This window comes from Bradyrhizobium sp. WCU1 (genome assembly GCF_053474805.1).
This window is the reverse complement of record NZ_CM130280.1, coordinates 910,310-925,799: the sequence shown is the minus strand read 5'-3', so window position 1 is coordinate 925,799 and position 15,490 is coordinate 910,310. Positions and strand designations below refer to the sequence as shown.

The 15,490-nt window shown below is 63.0% G+C and carries 20 protein-coding genes; 12 read left to right on the top strand and 8 right to left on the bottom strand.

Annotated features, from left to right (window positions below; all coding sequences use genetic code 11):
• Nucleotides 1-39: 39 nt before the first annotated feature.
• Nucleotides 40-1,281, top strand: coding sequence for an ABC transporter substrate-binding protein (locus ACTUWL_RS04285; protein ID WP_106940111.1), 1,242 nt, complete (start codon nucleotides 40-42; stop codon nucleotides 1,279-1,281).
• Nucleotides 1,282-1,341: 60 nt separating this feature from the next.
• Here ACTUWL_RS04285 and ACTUWL_RS04280 read toward each other — a convergent pair whose 3' ends face one another.
• On the bottom strand, nucleotides 1,342-2,556 hold the full coding sequence (locus tag ACTUWL_RS04280; RefSeq protein ID WP_021081993.1) for an NAD(P)/FAD-dependent oxidoreductase: 1,215 nt from the start codon (nucleotides 2,554-2,556) through the stop codon (nucleotides 1,342-1,344).
• A gap of 88 nt (nucleotides 2,557-2,644) precedes the next feature.
• The gene (locus ACTUWL_RS04275) at nucleotides 2,645-4,279 is read right to left on the bottom strand and encodes a thiamine pyrophosphate-requiring protein (protein ID WP_021081994.1); all 1,635 of its coding nucleotides are present in this window, start codon (nucleotides 4,277-4,279) and stop codon (nucleotides 2,645-2,647) included.
• Between the two features lie 323 nt (nucleotides 4,280-4,602).
• Here ACTUWL_RS04275 and ACTUWL_RS04270 point away from each other — a divergent pair, with 323 nt between their 5' ends.
• Nucleotides 4,603-4,767 carry a Flp family type IVb pilin gene (locus ACTUWL_RS04270; RefSeq protein WP_021081995.1) on the top strand — a complete coding sequence of 55 codons (165 nt, stop codon included), beginning with the start codon at nucleotides 4,603-4,605 and terminating at the stop codon, nucleotides 4,765-4,767.
• A 323-nt stretch (nucleotides 4,768-5,090) separates the two neighbouring features.
• On the opposite strand, the gene ku is transcribed toward ACTUWL_RS04270, so the two are convergent.
• Entirely contained in the window at nucleotides 5,091-6,068 is a 978-nt protein-coding gene (ku, locus tag ACTUWL_RS04265; protein ID WP_021081996.1) for a non-homologous end joining protein Ku, read from the bottom strand.
• A gap of 243 nt (nucleotides 6,069-6,311) precedes the next feature.
• Here ku and ACTUWL_RS04260 point away from each other — a divergent pair, with 243 nt between their 5' ends.
• From ACTUWL_RS04260 to ACTUWL_RS04230, 7 genes are all read left to right on the top strand, one after another.
• Nucleotides 6,312-6,464, top strand: coding sequence for a hypothetical protein (locus ACTUWL_RS04260; RefSeq protein ID WP_021081997.1), 153 nt, complete (start codon nucleotides 6,312-6,314; stop codon nucleotides 6,462-6,464).
• A 393-nt stretch (nucleotides 6,465-6,857) separates the two neighbouring features.
• A complete protein-coding gene (locus tag ACTUWL_RS04255; protein ID WP_021081998.1) occupies nucleotides 6,858-7,016 on the top strand; it encodes a hypothetical protein in 159 nt (52 codons plus the stop codon).
• A 162-nt stretch (nucleotides 7,017-7,178) separates the two neighbouring features.
• Nucleotides 7,179-7,376, top strand: coding sequence for a hypothetical protein (locus tag ACTUWL_RS04250; protein ID WP_021081999.1), 198 nt, complete (start codon nucleotides 7,179-7,181; stop codon nucleotides 7,374-7,376).
• A gap of 179 nt (nucleotides 7,377-7,555) precedes the next feature.
• Nucleotides 7,556-7,846: a hypothetical protein gene (locus ACTUWL_RS04245; protein ID WP_021082000.1), complete on the top strand. Its 291-nt coding sequence runs from the start codon at nucleotides 7,556-7,558 to the stop codon at nucleotides 7,844-7,846.
• A gap of 54 nt (nucleotides 7,847-7,900) precedes the next feature.
• Entirely contained in the window at nucleotides 7,901-8,317 is a 417-nt protein-coding gene (locus tag ACTUWL_RS04240) for a hypothetical protein (protein WP_021082001.1), read from the top strand.
• 97 nt (nucleotides 8,318-8,414) lie between these two features.
• Entirely contained in the window at nucleotides 8,415-9,443 is a 1,029-nt protein-coding gene (locus ACTUWL_RS04235; protein WP_021082002.1) for an NAD-dependent epimerase, read from the top strand.
• 62 nt (nucleotides 9,444-9,505) lie between these two features.
• Entirely contained in the window at nucleotides 9,506-9,760 is a 255-nt protein-coding gene (locus tag ACTUWL_RS04230) for a hypothetical protein (protein ID WP_021082003.1), read from the top strand.
• Nucleotides 9,761-10,167: 407 nt separating this feature from the next.
• Here ACTUWL_RS04230 and ACTUWL_RS04225 read toward each other — a convergent pair whose 3' ends face one another.
• The gene (locus tag ACTUWL_RS04225) at nucleotides 10,168-10,569 is read right to left on the bottom strand and encodes a hypothetical protein (RefSeq protein WP_146160334.1); all 402 of its coding nucleotides are present in this window, start codon (nucleotides 10,567-10,569) and stop codon (nucleotides 10,168-10,170) included.
• 28 nt (nucleotides 10,570-10,597) lie between these two features.
• On the opposite strand from ACTUWL_RS04225, the gene ACTUWL_RS04220 reads away from it, so the two are divergent.
• Entirely contained in the window at nucleotides 10,598-10,906 is a 309-nt protein-coding gene (locus tag ACTUWL_RS04220) for a hypothetical protein (RefSeq protein ID WP_021082004.1), read from the top strand.
• Between the two features lie 73 nt (nucleotides 10,907-10,979).
• On the opposite strand, the gene ACTUWL_RS04215 is transcribed toward ACTUWL_RS04220, so the two are convergent.
• The gene (locus ACTUWL_RS04215) at nucleotides 10,980-11,168 is read right to left on the bottom strand and encodes a hypothetical protein (protein WP_021082005.1); all 189 of its coding nucleotides are present in this window, start codon (nucleotides 11,166-11,168) and stop codon (nucleotides 10,980-10,982) included.
• Between the two features lie 662 nt (nucleotides 11,169-11,830).
• Between ACTUWL_RS04215 and ACTUWL_RS04210 the strand changes: the two genes are divergently transcribed.
• The gene (locus ACTUWL_RS04210) at nucleotides 11,831-12,205 is read left to right on the top strand and encodes a helix-turn-helix domain-containing protein (protein WP_035653398.1); all 375 of its coding nucleotides are present in this window, start codon (nucleotides 11,831-11,833) and stop codon (nucleotides 12,203-12,205) included.
• Nucleotides 12,206-12,219: 14 nt separating this feature from the next.
• Here the strand turns inward: ACTUWL_RS04210 and ACTUWL_RS04205 are convergent, their stop codons facing one another.
• A complete protein-coding gene (locus ACTUWL_RS04205; protein ID WP_021082007.1) occupies nucleotides 12,220-12,525 on the bottom strand; it encodes a hypothetical protein in 306 nt (101 codons plus the stop codon).
• A 95-nt stretch (nucleotides 12,526-12,620) separates the two neighbouring features.
• Here ACTUWL_RS04205 and ACTUWL_RS04200 point away from each other — a divergent pair, with 95 nt between their 5' ends.
• Complete coding sequence (locus ACTUWL_RS04200) at nucleotides 12,621-14,063, top strand: undecaprenyl-phosphate glucose phosphotransferase (RefSeq protein ID WP_021082008.1); 1,443 nt, start codon at nucleotides 12,621-12,623, stop codon at nucleotides 14,061-14,063.
• Nucleotides 14,064-14,116: 53 nt separating this feature from the next.
• Here ACTUWL_RS04200 and ACTUWL_RS04195 read toward each other — a convergent pair whose 3' ends face one another.
• On the bottom strand, nucleotides 14,117-14,701 hold the full coding sequence (locus tag ACTUWL_RS04195) for a hypothetical protein (protein WP_146160335.1): 585 nt from the start codon (nucleotides 14,699-14,701) through the stop codon (nucleotides 14,117-14,119).
• A gap of 4 nt (nucleotides 14,702-14,705) precedes the next feature.
• Entirely contained in the window at nucleotides 14,706-15,485 is a 780-nt protein-coding gene (locus tag ACTUWL_RS04190) for a metallophosphoesterase family protein (RefSeq protein WP_021082010.1), read from the bottom strand.
• Between the last annotated feature and the right edge of the window lie 5 nt (nucleotides 15,486-15,490).

The following is a 15,490-nucleotide window of genomic DNA, read 5'->3' as shown; positions in this document are numbered from 1 at the left end:
TTCAACGATTGAAAAATAACAAAGCAAAGGGAGACGACCATGTCAGGATATTCAACCGCCGCCCGCACGAGCCTGTTGGCTACCGCGCTGGCGCTCTGCCTCGCGGCACCGGCCTATGCGCAGTCCAAGGATCCGATCAAGATCGGCGTGATTGCCGAGGTGCAGTCGATCGCCGGTGCGGCAACCCCGGGCGGCGCGCAGATCGCGGCCGACGAGATCAACGCCAAGGGCGGCGTGATGGGCCGCAAGATCGAGATCGTCACCTACGACAACAAGAGCTCGTCGGCGGACTCGGTGCGTGCGTTCCAGCGCGCAGTCAGCGAGGACAAGGTCTCCGCGGTGATCGCGAGCTACATCAGCGAGGTCGTGCTGGCGCTCGAGCCGTGGGCATCGCGGTTGAAGATGCCGCTGATCACGCCGGGCGCCGCCTCGAACGAGATCACCAAGGCGGTTCACAACGACTATGAGAAGAACAAGTACACCTTCCACGGCTACCTGACCTCGGCAGCGCAGGCGCAGCTCGTCTGCGACGCCGCCAAGGATCTCCTCGTCGATAACCTCAAGTTCAAATCGGTGGCGATCATGAGCGAGGACGCCGCGTGGACCAAACCGCTCGACGCCGGGTACGAGGCCTGCCTGCCGAAGGCCGGCCTGAAGGTGGTCGAGCACATCCGCTTCTCGCCCGACACCACCGACTTCACGCCGATCTTCAACAAGATGGAAGCCGCCAAGCCCGACGTGATCGTCACCGGCATCTCCCATGTCGGCGTGCAGCCGACGGTGCAGTGGAAGAACCAGCAGGTGCCGATCCCGATGTTCGGCATCAGCGCGCAGGCGTTGAGCCCGACCTTCTGGGGCGACACCAACGGCGCCGCCGAAGGCGTGCCCTCGCTCGCGGTGGCGACACCGGACGTTGCGGTGACACCGAAGACAAAGCCGTTCGCTGCGGCCTTCAAGGCCAAGTTCGGCACGCCGCCGGCCTATACCGGCTACACCGCCTATGACGAGGTCTACATCATCGCCGAAGCGATCCAGCGCGCCGGCTCGACCGATCCGGACAAGATGGTCGCCGAGCTCGAGAAGACCGACTTCGAGGGCACGATCGGCAAGATCCAGTTCTACGGCAAGAACGACGAGTTCACCCACGGCATCAAGTCCGGCCCGGGCGCCGTCACCGGTCTCGTGTTCCAGTGGCAGAACGGCAAGCAGATCACGGTCTGGCCGAAGGCGATCGCGGAAGGGAAGCTGAAGTTTCCTGATTTCGTGAAGCTGTCGCAGTAATCGCGGCGCGAGCCAGCGCGAGATGGGGAGGGGCGGTCACGCGGGGGGCCGCCCCCTCTGCTATTTGCGCGTTGGTGGCGCGGTCTGGATCGTCGGCGCGGCGGCCGCGAGCAGCGCCGCGCGGTCACCGTTGCGCGGCGGATAGATGCGCTGCTGGTTGATGGTCTGTTTGGTGAGTTTGGCGGCGGCTCCTGTGGTGTGCACCTCGCGGTCCCAGCCGGTGGTGTAGAGCGCGCCCCAGGCCCCGAGATCGAGCACCGTCACATACCAGTCGATATTGAGCGGCAGCAGCTTTTCTCCGAACAGATCGGCGACCACGTTGTGTCCGGCAAAGCGGCCCATCGGACGCGCGAACTGGCACGACATCACGGTCGGGTGCTCGCCGTCGATCAGGCAGGACGCGACGTCGCCTGCGGCGAACACGCCGGGAAGGCCTTCGACGCGCATGCAATGATCCACCGCGAGGCGGCCGAGCGCGTCGCGCCTGGCCGGCAGCATCGCGGCGAGGGGGCTCGCGTGCATCCCGCCGCACCACACCACGGTCGCCGCCGGAATGATCTCGCCCGAGCTTAACGTGATGCTGTCGGCGCCGACGGCGCCAACCCTGACGTTCAGCCGTGTCTCGACGCCGAGCGCTGACAGCGCCTCGTTGATGACCGGGCGGCCATGCGCGCCGAATGTCGCGCCGACGACGGGATTGGGATCGATCAAGATGACGCGATGATGGCCCGCAATGCCGGCGGCCGCCAGCTTGGCCGACATTTCGGCGGCGACCTCGATTCCGGTGAAGCCGGCGCCGACGACTGCCACCGTCGAACGTGCCGGCGACGCCGGCTCCTTGCCGAGCGCCGCCAGATGCGCGTCGAGCCGCATCGCCGCTTCATGGGTGTCGACATCGAAGCCATGCGCGGCAAGGCCAGGAATGGCGGGGCGGACCAGCTCGCTGCCGGTCGTCAGCACCAGCCGGTCATAGGTCAAGGTCTCCGCGCCGGAGCTCGTCTTGACCACGACCTCGCGCTTTGCCGGATCGATCGCCGCGACTTCGGCCACCTCGTGCTCGACGCCGACCGGATCGAGCAGCCCGTCGAGCGGCAGCGCGACATCGGCGAGGTCGACCTCGTAATTGCGCACCCGGATGTTGTGATAGGCGTTGCGATCGATGACGAGGATCTCGGTATCTGCCGCCCGCGCGCCGATCTCGTCGCGCTTGCGGGCTGCGCCGAGCGCGGCCCACAGCCCCGCAAAGCCGGCCCCCAGCACCAGGATGCGCGCCATCGCTCCCTCCGATCTTCTCGCGGAGGGAGCTTGCCCGCGCAGGCGAGCTCAAATCAAGTGGGAAGGGCGCGAGCCGCTGCGTGATGCCTCACGTGCCCGGCCGCGATACCTCGGTCTCCTTGCTGGTGATGAACTCCAGCAGCACCGGCACGCCCTCCTTGGTCTTCTGGATGCCGCGCTTGATCGCGGGGATGATGTCCTCGGGCTTGGTCACCCGCTCGCCATAGCCGCCGAAGGCGCGGGCCATCGCGGCGTAATCGCCGGAGATGTCGGTCGAGCGGTATTTCTCGGTCGAGATCGGCATCACCTTCAATTCGATCGCCATCGAGAAATTGTTCAGCAGGATCGACATGATCGGAATCCGCTCGCGCACCGCGGTCTCGAAATCCATGCCCGTAAAGCCGATCGCGGCGTCGCCCCAGACGTTGATGCAGAGCTTGTCCGGTTTTGCCAGCTTCGCGCCCATCGCAAGACCGAGGCCGTAGCCGAGCTGCGTCGTCTTGCCCCAGCCGATATAGGACAACGGCTCGACCGACTTCCAGAACGGCGAGAGCTGGTCGCGCGGGCTGCCGGCGTCGTGGGTGATGATGGTGTTGTGGATGTCGACGGTGTGCTGCAGGTCCCACAGCACGCGATAGGGATTGAGCGGCGCGTCGTTGTGCGTCAGCTTCGGCATCCACTTGGCAAGCCACTCGTTGTGGGAGGCGGCGATCTCCTCGGCGACCACGCTCGCGTTGCGGTCCGCGGTCACGGTCTTGCCGATCTCCTCCAGCAGTGCGTCGAGCACGAGGCCGGCGTCGCCGACGAGGCCGATCTTGGCCTCGACATCCTTGTTGATGTGGTTCGGGTCGAGCGTCGAATGAATGATGGTCTTGCCCTTCGGCATCGCGATGCCGAACGATGTTTCGGTGAAGGAGCAGCCGATGCCGAAGATCAAATCGGTCTCGGCGAGGAATTTCGGCACCGCGCGCGGCACCGCAAGGCCGCCGGAGCCGAGCGACAGCGGATGCGTCTCCGGGAATGACGACTTGCCGCCGAGGCTCGTGGTGACGGGGATCGCAAGCCGCTCGGCAAGGCGCTTCAGCTGCGGCCAGGCCTTGGCGTAATGCACGCCCTGGCCGGCATAGATCACCGGACGCTTGGCGTTGACGAGCAGGGCGGCCGCTTCCTTGATGTGAACGGGATCGGCGCCGTAGCGGGTGCGCAGCACCGGCGTGTAGTTCAAGGGCTCCGGCACCTCCTCGTTCCACATGTCGGCGGGGATCTCGACGATCACAGGGCCACCGCGGCCGTTCTTCAATCGGGTGAAGGCGCGGCGAAAGATGTTGCCGACTTCGGCCGCGATGTTGATCGGCTCCGAGGATTTCAAGAACGCCTTCATCGCCTGGCTGGAATTGAAGTTCGGATCGATGTTGGCGAGCCTGCGCGCATAGCCCATCGGCAGCACCAGCACGGGCACGGATTCGCCGTAGCACTGCGCGACGCCGCCCATCGCGTTCTCGGCGCCCGGGCCGTGCTGCATGCAGAACGCGCCGATCTTCTCGCCCGAGGTGAGGCGCGAGATCGCGTCCGCCATGTGCACGCCGATGCGCTCCTGCCGCACCATCACGGGGCGGATATCGGCGGCGGCGGCGTATTCGATCAAATGGTTGACCGGGTAGCCCGTGAGGATCTCGATCCCCTCGCGCTTCATGATTTCCGCGATCGCGGTGCCGAGCTTCATGACGGTCACTCCCTTTGGATGCGGCCGGTTCGCTCCGGCCTCGTTGTCGTCCTGTCCGATAAAGGAACAGGATTCCGCCGACCGGTAAAGCCGAGCGGCGGGCCGGATCGGGTAGTCCTGATATGCGTTTACGCCCAATCGCGGCTGGTCGCCGCGCGGGGCGAGGTCAGGATGCAGGCAAAACTAGCAGGGAGTTTCTCTGCAACCCTTAAGCGATCGTTCATCCTGTCCCTCAATGGGCCGTCAACCAATGTGGCCTAGTTTTGCTGGCATATTACAACGGCGCGGGACAAAACGCCGCGAGCGTCGGACAGGAGCTTTTCATGCGCGCGTTGCTAGCAAGGTTTCTGCGTGACGAGGTCGGGGCGACCGCGATCGAGTACGCCGTCATTGCCGGTGGCATCAGCATCGTGATCGTCGCCGGCGTCAAAGGCATCGGCACCAGTGTGAGCGGCCAGTTCAGCGCCGTCGGCGCGGCATTCAAGTAAGCGTTGCCGGTTACGCTTCCGCTTCAGCCGCCTTCGCAGCTCCGTTCCACGCGCGCAGAACCGCGATGCGCGCGAATATCAGCCTGCTGGCCCCCTCGTTTCGCGGCGTTGATCAGATGCTCGATCGCGATCTTCCGGCGTGCTTCCTGCTGGCGTCGTCCGATAATGTCATGATGTAGTCGGCGGCCTACTGCAGCGTCAGCAGCGTTCCGCCGCGATGTAGTGCGACCGGTTCGTCAGGCGGCGTCGACCAAGGCATCTTGACGAGGACGTCTCAGGCGCGGCGGCTCGAGGTCATCCGGCGACTGCCGGGGGAGGCCTCGTCAGCCGGCCTTCTTCCGCGCCGCAGTGCCCTGCGCCCGCGTCGCCTTCTCGGCCTTCTTCGGCTCGGGCTTGGTGGCTTCCTTGGGCTCGCGCTTGCCGCTGCCCGAGATCGGCAGCAGCATCTCGCGCTGGCCCTCGATGCGCTTCTTCGGCTTCTTGCCCTTCGCTGCCTTTGCATCGGCTTTCGCCGGCGCGGCCTGCTTCTCGTTGGCGAGGCTCTTCTTCAGCGCGTCCATCAGGTTGATGACGTTGCCGCTGGCCTTCGCCGCGGGCTTTGCGATCTTGATGCCGTTGCGCTTCTGGTTGATCAGGTCGATCAGCGCCTGCTCGTAGCGGTCCTCGAACTCCTCCGGATCGAACTCGGCGGACTTCTGCTCGACGATGTGCTTGGCGAGATCCAGCATGTCCTTGGTGATCTTCACGTCCTGGATGTCGTCGAAATATTCCTTTTCGCTGCGCACCTCATAGGGGTAGCGCAACAGCGTGCCCATCAGCCCGTTGTCGAGCGGCTCGAGCGCGATGATGTGCTCGCGGTTGGTCAGCACCACGCGGCCGATCGCGACCTTGTCCATGCTGCGGATGGTCTCGCGGATCACCGCGAAGGCGTCGTGGCCGACCTTGCCGTCGGGAACGAGATAATAGGGGCGGATCAGATAGCGGCTGTCGATCTCGGACCGCGGCACGAATTCGTCGATCTCGATGGTGCGGGTCGAATCCAGCGCGATGTCGTCGAGCTCTTCCTTCGTGACCTCGATATAGGTGTCGGTGTCGACCTTGTAGCCCTTCATGATGTCTTCGGATGAGACTTCCTCGCCGGTCTCCGCATCGACCTTGGCGTATTTGATCCGGTGGCCGGTCTTGCGGTTGATCTGGTTGAAGGAGACCTTCTCGGTATCCGACGTCGCCGGGTACAGGGCAACCGGGCAGGTCACGAGCGAAAGGCGCAAAAAGCCCTTCCAATTGGCGCGAGGGGCCATAGGGAAAACTCCGATTACGCAACCGACGGAACGGTCAAGGATAACACCGGGAACCCCAGTTTGAAACAACATGGCCCGTTGAATCTGGCAACGGCGTTAACCGTGGCTTCAGCCTGCGCCGGTTTGACGCGGTGACCGCAACGGCCGCCAGGCGCACCGGAACATCGCTCCGGGTCCCGCGTTGGCCTTTCGAACGGGAGCGGCAATCGCCGGAATCACAGACACTTAAGCAAAGAGGTCGCCATGGCCAGGGAACGACACGGTCAGATCATCGAAACCCCGACCGAGGCGCGCCAGGCCGAGCCCGGACCCTCGGTTCTCGCACTGCTCTCGGCCTCGACGGGGCTCGCGGTCCTGATCCTCGGTCTCATCTGGTTCGCCTTCTTCCGGGGGTGACGCTGCCAGCGCCGGTTTCCCGCGTGCGAGGCGTTCATTGTTAGATCGAGACGCAACCAGCGCCACCCTGCGCTTGCAACGCTGTGGGCGGACGATCACGTCTGTGCCTCTGGCCCGCGCCGCGCACGCGGCCGTGTGGATCCTCGGTCTTGAGGATCGTCTGGATGCGTCACGCGCGTCTGCGGCGCGCGGTGCATGCTGCCGTGACCGCTGAAGTCAAAGCCCGGACCATGTCGCGCAGAATTTTTTGAACCAGGAATCTTCTCGATCGACGGCGCGCGACGTCACGAGATTTTGCACCCGGAATCTCTGATGCACGCTGCCCGTGGCGCGTCACGAGATCATCGAAATTGACTGCTAGCTGATTTGAATCAGATACGCCTCGAGCTTGAGATGTTCTTTCCGCGCGAAGAGAAAAACCCGTTGCTGGCGCGCCTCAAAGAGAAGAGCGTTTCAGGTGTCTTCGTCGGGCTGACGGTGCTGGCCATGGCGGGATGGATCTATCTGCTCAGCTCGATGTTCCTGAAATTCATGCTGTGGTGGTTCTCCTGAGGCGCTTCGCGCGCGAGGCCAACCGGCGTCGGCGCCTGATCATTGTTGCGCCGTTTGCTTGCACAAGAATTCCAGCGGTTGAGCATTCTTTCGGCGCGCCCCATCATGATGTTGTCACAAGTCTGAATGTTAATAACATCACGGCTAACGTGGACGATTGTGATGGTCTCTTCTGTTTTCATTCTCGCGACGGTATTCGTCGCAGGCTTCTTCTCCGGCTTTGCCGCGCGCTCATGGCGGTCGCACAAGCGCCGCGCGCAGTATCAGATCCATGCGCCCTATGTGGCGCCGTCAGCCGCCAGATCGCCGCGGCGGGACCAGCCGCTCAGCGCGTTCGGCCACATGCGGCGCGCGTTCTAAGCGTGGAACGTTTGGCGGGCACCCGGAGGTCGGGTGGAGCGGCGGATGAGTTGGGGTTTGGCGGGCAACATGCAATCGATCGTCTTGTCTCCGTCCATTGCGGCAGCCGGACTGGTCGTGTGCCAGCCCTGGATTGACCTCGCGGAAGGATGCGCCGATCGCGAGGGAACTTGCGCAGCATGAGTGATCTCAGGGGGCACTCGCCGAGGCGGTATGTCGTTGACGTCAGTGGCCGGCGTGTGCTGGTCGGCCTCACGCTTGAAGAGACCTCGGAATTTGAGGGATTGGACACCTCTCTGCCGGTACTGGATGGGCCAGCCCCCGCCGGGGAGACCTTGGGCGCCGAGACGATGCCGTCGGCAGTCGAGGGACAGTGGCTCGAACTCTATGACAAGCACGGCAAGGCCTGGATCAAGTGGAAGGCCGACCTGAGGGCCGGGCAAGGGCGCGATTCACCCTTTTTTAACTAAGACCGGGCGATTTTGAGCGATACTGCCTGAATGGCCCGAACCGGATACTGACAGATGTTTCAGCTGTTTTTGCGGGCTCGCGCGCATGACCTGATCCGGTCGCGGCGTAGCGAGGAAGGTTTCAAGGCACGCTCGGCCGAGCGCGACGCCGAGACCGATCGCGCCCGGATCGGATCGATCATGGCCGCAATCGAGGCCGCGCTACAGGCAGCCGAAAGCGAGCAATCCGGCCTCGGCCGTCGTGTCGACGACGTTCTGGCCCGCGCCGCGGTGACTCTCGGCAACGGCACCGACGAATATCTGGAACGCGAGGCGCTTGACAATTATCATCAGGACCTGTTTGACGCCGAGATCTCCAACGGCCAGCGTCGGCTGAAGGAACTGGCGACCGAGATTGCGCACTTCAAGTTCATGAAGGCCGCGGTGCTGAGCCGCTTCCCGGACTATAAACCTGCGGCCGCCGGCAACTGACGCACCCTGCGGCCGGAACGCGAAGGCAGAAGCTGCGGCCCGCGCTCGATCGCGTGTGCGGCTTGGCCCAGCGCAAGGCGAAAGGCACAGGCGAAACGTGGTGATCGCAGGCAATCTACTCGTCACGGGCTGCGCCGGCTTCATCGGCTTCCATCTGGCGGAGTATTTGCTGCGGGCAGGGCAGCCGGTCGTCGGCATCGACAATCTGAACCAATATTACGACCCGGCGCTCAAGCATGCACGGCTCGATCTGCTCAAGCAGCACCATGGTTTCACCTTCCTGCAACTCGATCTCGCCGATCGTGCCGGGATGAAGGCGCTGTTCGAGCGCTATCGCTTCGAGGTCGTGGTGCATCTCGCCGCCCAGGCCGGCGTGCGCTACTCCCTGCAGAACCCGCATGCCTATGTGGATTCCAATCTGGAGGGCTTCCTCAACATTCTCGAGGGCTGCCGACATACCGCATGCCGGCATTTGCTGTTTGCGTCCTCATCGTCGGTCTATGGCGCCAACACCAAGCTGCCGTTCTCGGTCCACGACAACGTCGATCATCCGATCAGCCTGTACGCCGCGACGAAGAAGGCCAACGAGCTGCTCGCGCATTCCTATAGCCACCTCTATCGGATCCCGACGACGGGGCTGCGGTTCTTTACCGTGTATGGGGCCTGGTATCGGCCGGACATGGCGCTCTTCGCGTTCGCGGATGCGATCACCAAAGGGAAGCCGATCCAACTGTTCAACAACGGCAACATGCGGCGCGACTTCACCTATGTCGATGACGTGGTCGAAGCGATGGTGCGGCTGATCGGCCGGGTCCCCGAGGGCGACGTCAACTGGTCGGGAGCGCATCCCGATCCGGGATCGAGCAAGGCGCCGTGGCGGATCTACAATATCGGCAACAGCAGGCCCGAAGACCTGATGCATGTGGTCGCGCTGCTCGAGCGCGGCTTCGGCCGACAGGCCGAAAAGCAGTTGTTGCCGATGCAACCTGGAGATGTCCTTGAGACATCGGCAGATGTCTCCGATCTGGAGCGTGACATCGGCTTTCGGCCGCAGACGCGGATCGAGGACGGCATTGCCAAGTTTGTTGCCTGGTATCAGGCATATCACAACGTCGATCGGACGTAGTGCGCTCCTCGCGAATCCAGGCGCGAGAAAAAACCTGGCCAAGCTTGGAATGGAGTCTGGCAATGCGAGTTATCAATCGTTTTGCGGTTGTCGCGGCAGCGGTCATCTTCAGCGCAGTGACTCCGGCGCACGCGATTGACGCCCAGGTCGCACGGGCCTGCGACGCGCTGGTGGCGCGGGCATTTCCACCGCGGCAACCTGGCAATCCCGCTTCGGGCAGCGCGAGGGGCGGCGCGAAGGATGAGCGGGACTATTTCAACACGTGCGTCGCCAATGGCGGAAAAATGGGCGACGAGACGCATCCCAAGTCGAAGTAGCGCAGCGACCGCGGCGCGTCGTGAATTAGCGTTCCTTATGGCAGTGATGGCGCGAACGGCTGTTCATCGCGCTCGATCATGCGAGCGCCCGGCAGATGAAGCCCGAGCCGCTCGCGCCTTCTGCTGCAGCTGAATCGCGCCAGCGGCACTGTCTTGAATTAGAATAGTATTGTCGCGTCTGGCGCGGCCGAGGCGAATTTCTTGCACGACCGAACGTGCAGCGTCGTATTCTTTCGTCGCATCGTGGGAGCCGATCGGAGCGTTTGTTATCCGGCGGCGCGGCGACACCGGTAACGGTTCGAAACATTTTGCGAACGGTGTGGATCGCGGCATTGGTCGCTGCATCCATGCTGCTCGGTTCGACCTGTTATGCGCAGAGCAAATCTGGTCGATCCAGCGCAGCAGATTTAGTGTGTGTACGCCGGCGTTGGTGGAATATCTGGTTCGAGGCTGGAACACCTCTTCAAGCAACCGGCCTCTGACGCGGCGACATTGCGATCGCTCGCAAGCATGCCGCCGGTTTCAATCGCAATCGCAGCCAGCAATGATCGTCGAATGATTTTATGCTCTTGGTCGCACTCCACGGCCGGCGCCGACTGCGCTATTTGGCTGCGCGTCGCATCACTGCCGCAAGCATCCCATCGCAACGACAGAATACGGCCATCGATTAAACCTTTCGCGATCAGGTTGTGGAAGCGAAAACTGGAAAAATTACTGTCGGTGTGATGTTGGTCGCAAACCTGCCCCATTAACCGCTTTCCATGTGCGTGATCTAACTCTGTCATCGAAACTTCAATCACATCGCTCATACCCTTAACCGCAGAGCGAGGGCGCGCCATGAAGCAGCACAAGATTCAACATTTGCATCAGCCGATCGAGGAGGCGTTGCTCGCGACTAACCAATCGCTGCGCAACGAGGTTGTTGCGCTGATGTTGGATATCGCTGAGCTGCGTGAAATTCACGAGCGCCCGGTTGCGTCCCGCTCGTTTGGTGTATCGCGTCAGCAGACTGCCCCGCGCGCCGCATTGCACCGGGGTTCATCGCTGACATTCGTCTGCGAATTCCTTACTGCGCGATTGCCACCACTTTCGCGCCGGCGCGGCGAGGGTGGTGGTTCGTCCGTGCTCGCGGACAACTCTATCTAAAATAGAAGCGCGGATTGGGCTGCCGGATGCCGGCGGCTTCGGCAACAGGTCTGTGGTGGACAGCGGGGCCGGGTCAGTGCTCTTGGCGCACCGGCTTGTGCGCTACGACATCGGACAGACGCTCGCGCAGGATCCAGGTCTGCAACACCAGCTCGACGGCGGTATGCCGGAGCTCGGAAGTCTCCGCGACCAGGCGTTCCAGGACATCGGTCGCCTCGCTGGGCGGGGATTGCTTTCCTTCGAAGACCTTGAGACGCGCCATAGTGTCGATCCCCGTAATAATTGTCGATCAGAAGCTGGCTCTGACAAGCGTCAGCACGGAATAGTTCGCGGATTGTCGGGCGGTGGTGCCGCCTGATGGCCTCGGGTGGGAAAGCGCCTAATCGATAATTCGTGGATCGCGTTATTAGTGTTAGGTTTCGTGAAAATAATCCTCAAATATGTTGAAGCTCTCGTGACGCCTAACGTCTCTGTAACTATCGCTGCACGTGCGCGCCTGCAAGCCGCCGAACGCTGGGGTTGCGGGATTAATTTGCTGGAGTGCTGTGAAACTCTCGCTTGACTGGCGACGTAGATATCGCAGAGGCATGACGCACTCACAATCTGTCGAAGGACCGATTGGATGTTCTCATTTGCTTCTCATTCAGGAATGCAAACGGTGCGCCAGTTACCCAGATCAAATTCTCATACGCAGAAAGTCGTATAACTTTTCCTGTGAGGTCGGTTCGGCGCGGGAATATCGCTCAAATATTCCGGTAAATACCTTGCAGGTTCGGCGTTTCTTCGCAAAATGCAGCGTTATCGACGGCAAATTCGAGGCTCCCGAAGGCCCCCCGGGGAATCCGTAATTTGAATTTCCTGTTGCATTTACATAGCTTATAGGCCATGCGATGATTGCTAATCTAGGGGGCAATGAGATGACCAATGAGGCGTCATTCAACTGACGAGATCAGTTCCAAGGTCAAGCAGGCCGAGGAACTCATGGCGCGGGGGCAGTCACAAGCCCAAGCGTGCAAGGTGCTGGGCGTTAGCGTGATGACATTTCACCGCTGGCGCAAGCAGGAGGCCGAACGCGGCCACCCGGGGAATGGTACTGTGACCGCACTTGCCGCTCGCACCGATGATCGAGATGGGATCCCCCACGCCCATAACCGTATTGACGAATTGCGGCTGGAAAATGAACGGTTGCGCCGGATCGTAACCGACCTATTGCTCGAGAAAATGAAGATCGAGGAGAAGCTGGCGGTCAGGTCCAGCGGCGGGAACGGTTTGCCCCGCCGTGGTGAAGTCCAGAGCTGACCAAGGCTCATCCGTTAATGGATTCGTGAGGGCCTGGGAGCCAGCAACAGCTGGTCGCTCAGATGCGCTTTTTCTGATCGTGCGCGTAGCTCTTCGAGGATTGGACGCAGCCTCGCCTGTGCGAGGTCCAAGCCGTTGACGATGTCCTGATTCGGCATGTCGGCCGGAAAGCGGGCCGATCGGAGCTTTGTTTCGACCGCCTTGACCAGCACCTCGACGTCGTCGCGGTGCTGGCCAGCGACCAGTTCGGCGCCCATCAGGCGGATCAAGTGGAGGAGGGCTACCAGCGCGGCCTCGGTTTCGCCAGCCGATGAACTCATGGACGCTCTCTGCCTGATATTGCGGGCAGGCCTTGCGGGTTCATGGCTTGCCCGATATTAAACATGTGAATCGTTAACACGAATGTTAATTACCGATGACCGACCTTTCGGACGCTCGATTAGCGAAGGTACCGGTTAACTTCGGCGCCTTCTCGTTCGCTTTTGCCTCGCTCGAAGCGTTTGCCGTCGCCTTCGAGATGATCATCGTCGTGCTGTCCAGCATCATTGGCGGCGCGGCCTATCATCTGTTCTACTACCACACGGTTTATAGCAACAGCTTCGAGGGTTTTCTAGGGATCGGGGTTCTCGCCGCGATCCTTCACATGTTCGTGGCGAAGTCGCAGGGCCTCTATCATGCGCAGGTGCTGGCCGGCCTCGACCGGCGCTGGAGCAGCCTCCTCGGCGGATGGTTGCTGGTCGTCCTGCTGATGACACTGATCATCTTCCTCCTGAAAGTCGGCTCCGGCGTCTCGCGCGGCTCGGTGATGTCATTCGGCCTGATCGGCGGCCTCGGGCTGGTGGCCGGACGGATGCTGCTGCAGGCGCCGCTGCAACGCGCGATCGACCGCGGCATGCTGGCGACCCGCCGCGCGGTGGTGGTCGGGATGGCGGACGAATTGTCACGGGTGCGGCAATCGAGCCTGCTGTGCGATTTCGGTCTCAGCGAGGTGCGGCGGATTCAGTTGACCGGCCAGGCCCACGACGCGGGCGATCGCACGGCGGTTGAGTCGGCGATTCGTGCCGCGCGTGAGTGCGGCGCCGACGAGATCATTCTTGCAATGCCCTGGCAGCAGGAGCCACGCATCCAGTTCGTCTGTGATCAATTGCGGGCGTCACCGTTGCCGGTGCGGCTGCTGCCGGATCGAACCGCGGAACGCTTCCTGGCGCTGCGGATGGTGGTGAGCGGCCCGATCCCGACGCTGGAAATGCAGCGCTCGCCGCTCACCTCGCTCGAGCGTGCGGGCAAGCGGCTGTTCGACATCGTGGCATCGAGCGGCCTCCTGGTGCTGTTCGCGCCACTTCTGATCGGGACCGCGATTGCGATCAAGCTCGACTCCAAAGGCCCGGTGCTGTTCCGGCAGCGCCGCAACGGGTTCGACGGCAGGCCGTTCACCATCCTCAAATTCCGCTCGATGCATGTGCTCGAGGACGGCGATGTCATCATGCAGGCGCGTCCGAACGATGCACGGCTGACCGGGATCGGCGCGACGCTGCGCCGCCGCAGCATCGACGAGCTGCCGCAGCTGATCAACGTGCTGCGCGGCGACATGTCGCTGGTCGGACCGCGGCCGCACGCGCTGGCGCATGACGACAAATATTCGAAGCTGATCGCGAGCTACGCGCAGCGTCAGCATGTCAAGCCGGGTATCACCGGTCTCGCCCAGGTGCAGGGCTTGCGCGGCGCGACGCCCGCGATCGAGGACATGCAGCTGCGCGTCGCGCACGACCTGATCTACATCAAGAGCTGGAGCTTCGTGCTCGACCTGCGCATCCTGTTGCGCACGGTCGGTGCGGTGCTGCGGCACAAGGGTGTCTGACGGCCGGATGTCGTGACGACCTGGCATCCGACGGCCGCCAATGCCGACACGCCTTACTCCGGAATGCTCTGTTTGGCGTCCTTGAATTCCGCCTCGATGATGCGCCGGTTGGCGTCGGTCGCCACGCGATAGGCCTGGCCGACCGCACCCTTCAGCTCCGGCGCGCGGGTGATGATCAGGCGGACCTGTCGCCGCAGCAGGTCGACCAGCTCCACATCGCGCGTGGTGTCGACCTGCGCCAGCAGGATCAGGCGCGGCGCGACCAGGTCGCTGCGGTTGAAGCCGGTGTAGTAGGACATCTTGAGCGCCTTCGATGCGGTCGGGTTCAGCCAGTCGAACCGCCCGGTCGCGGGGGCGAGGCCGAACCAGGCGCCGGCGTCCATCGGCGAGAGTCGAAGCGCGCGCGTGAACGCGGCTTCGGCCGCCTCGGGGGAGCTCTGTAATTCGCTCCAGCCGTCGCGCAGCCACAGCTCGCTCCTGACCACGCCGATGTCGGCAGCGAACGACGGCTTGCCGCGCAATGCATCGGCGGCGAGCCACCAGGCCGACAACGCCAGCGTCGCGGCGCCGATCGTGGCCGTGGCCGACGCGAAGCCCGCTGGGAGCTGCCGTGCGTATCGGCGGATCGTGTCAGCCATTGCATCAGCCATGGCGCGCGGCCCGATCGCCGGTCATCATCAGCGATCGCCGTGCGCCCTCGAGCTTGACGCAGGTCAGGCGGCCGGTCGCATAGGCGCCGGTGTCGACATTGATGCGGTTGTGCAGCAGCTCGGCCTCGTGCACCGGCGTGTGGCCGTGGACCACGACCTTACCGAAATCATCTTCCGACATCAGGAAGTCGTCGCGGATCCAGAGCAGGTCTTCCCGGCGCTGTTGGTTGAGCGCGATGCCGGGCCTGACGCCGGCATGTACGAAGAAATAGCGGCTGTGCACATAACAGATCGGCAGCGAGCGCAGGAAGGCAAGATGGGCCGGAGGCATCTGGTGAACCAGCGCCTGCGCGAGTGCCCTGCGTTCCTCAGCGTCGGGATTCGGCGAGGGCGTCAGCCCGTAGGACATCAACGTTTGCAGGCCGCCGAACTGCCGCCATTGCGCGAGCATGTCGGGATTGACGAGAAACTCCAGCAGACAGGCCTCGTGATTGCCGAGCAGGCAGACCATGCTCCGGTTTCGCCGCCGCTGATCGAGCATCGCGATCACATCGCGCGAATCCGGTCCGCGATCGATGTAGTCGCCGAGGAACACCTGGATCGGCCGCGCCGGCCGGAACTTGCGGATATCGGCATCGATGCGGGCGCAGATCTCGCTCAGCAAATCGGCGTGCCCGTGGATGTCGCCGACGGCGTAGATGCAGGTCTCATCGCCCTCGTCATGTTCGAGGTCGCCGGTCTGGCCGACAATACGCCGGAGGAGGTTGCGCATCTGCC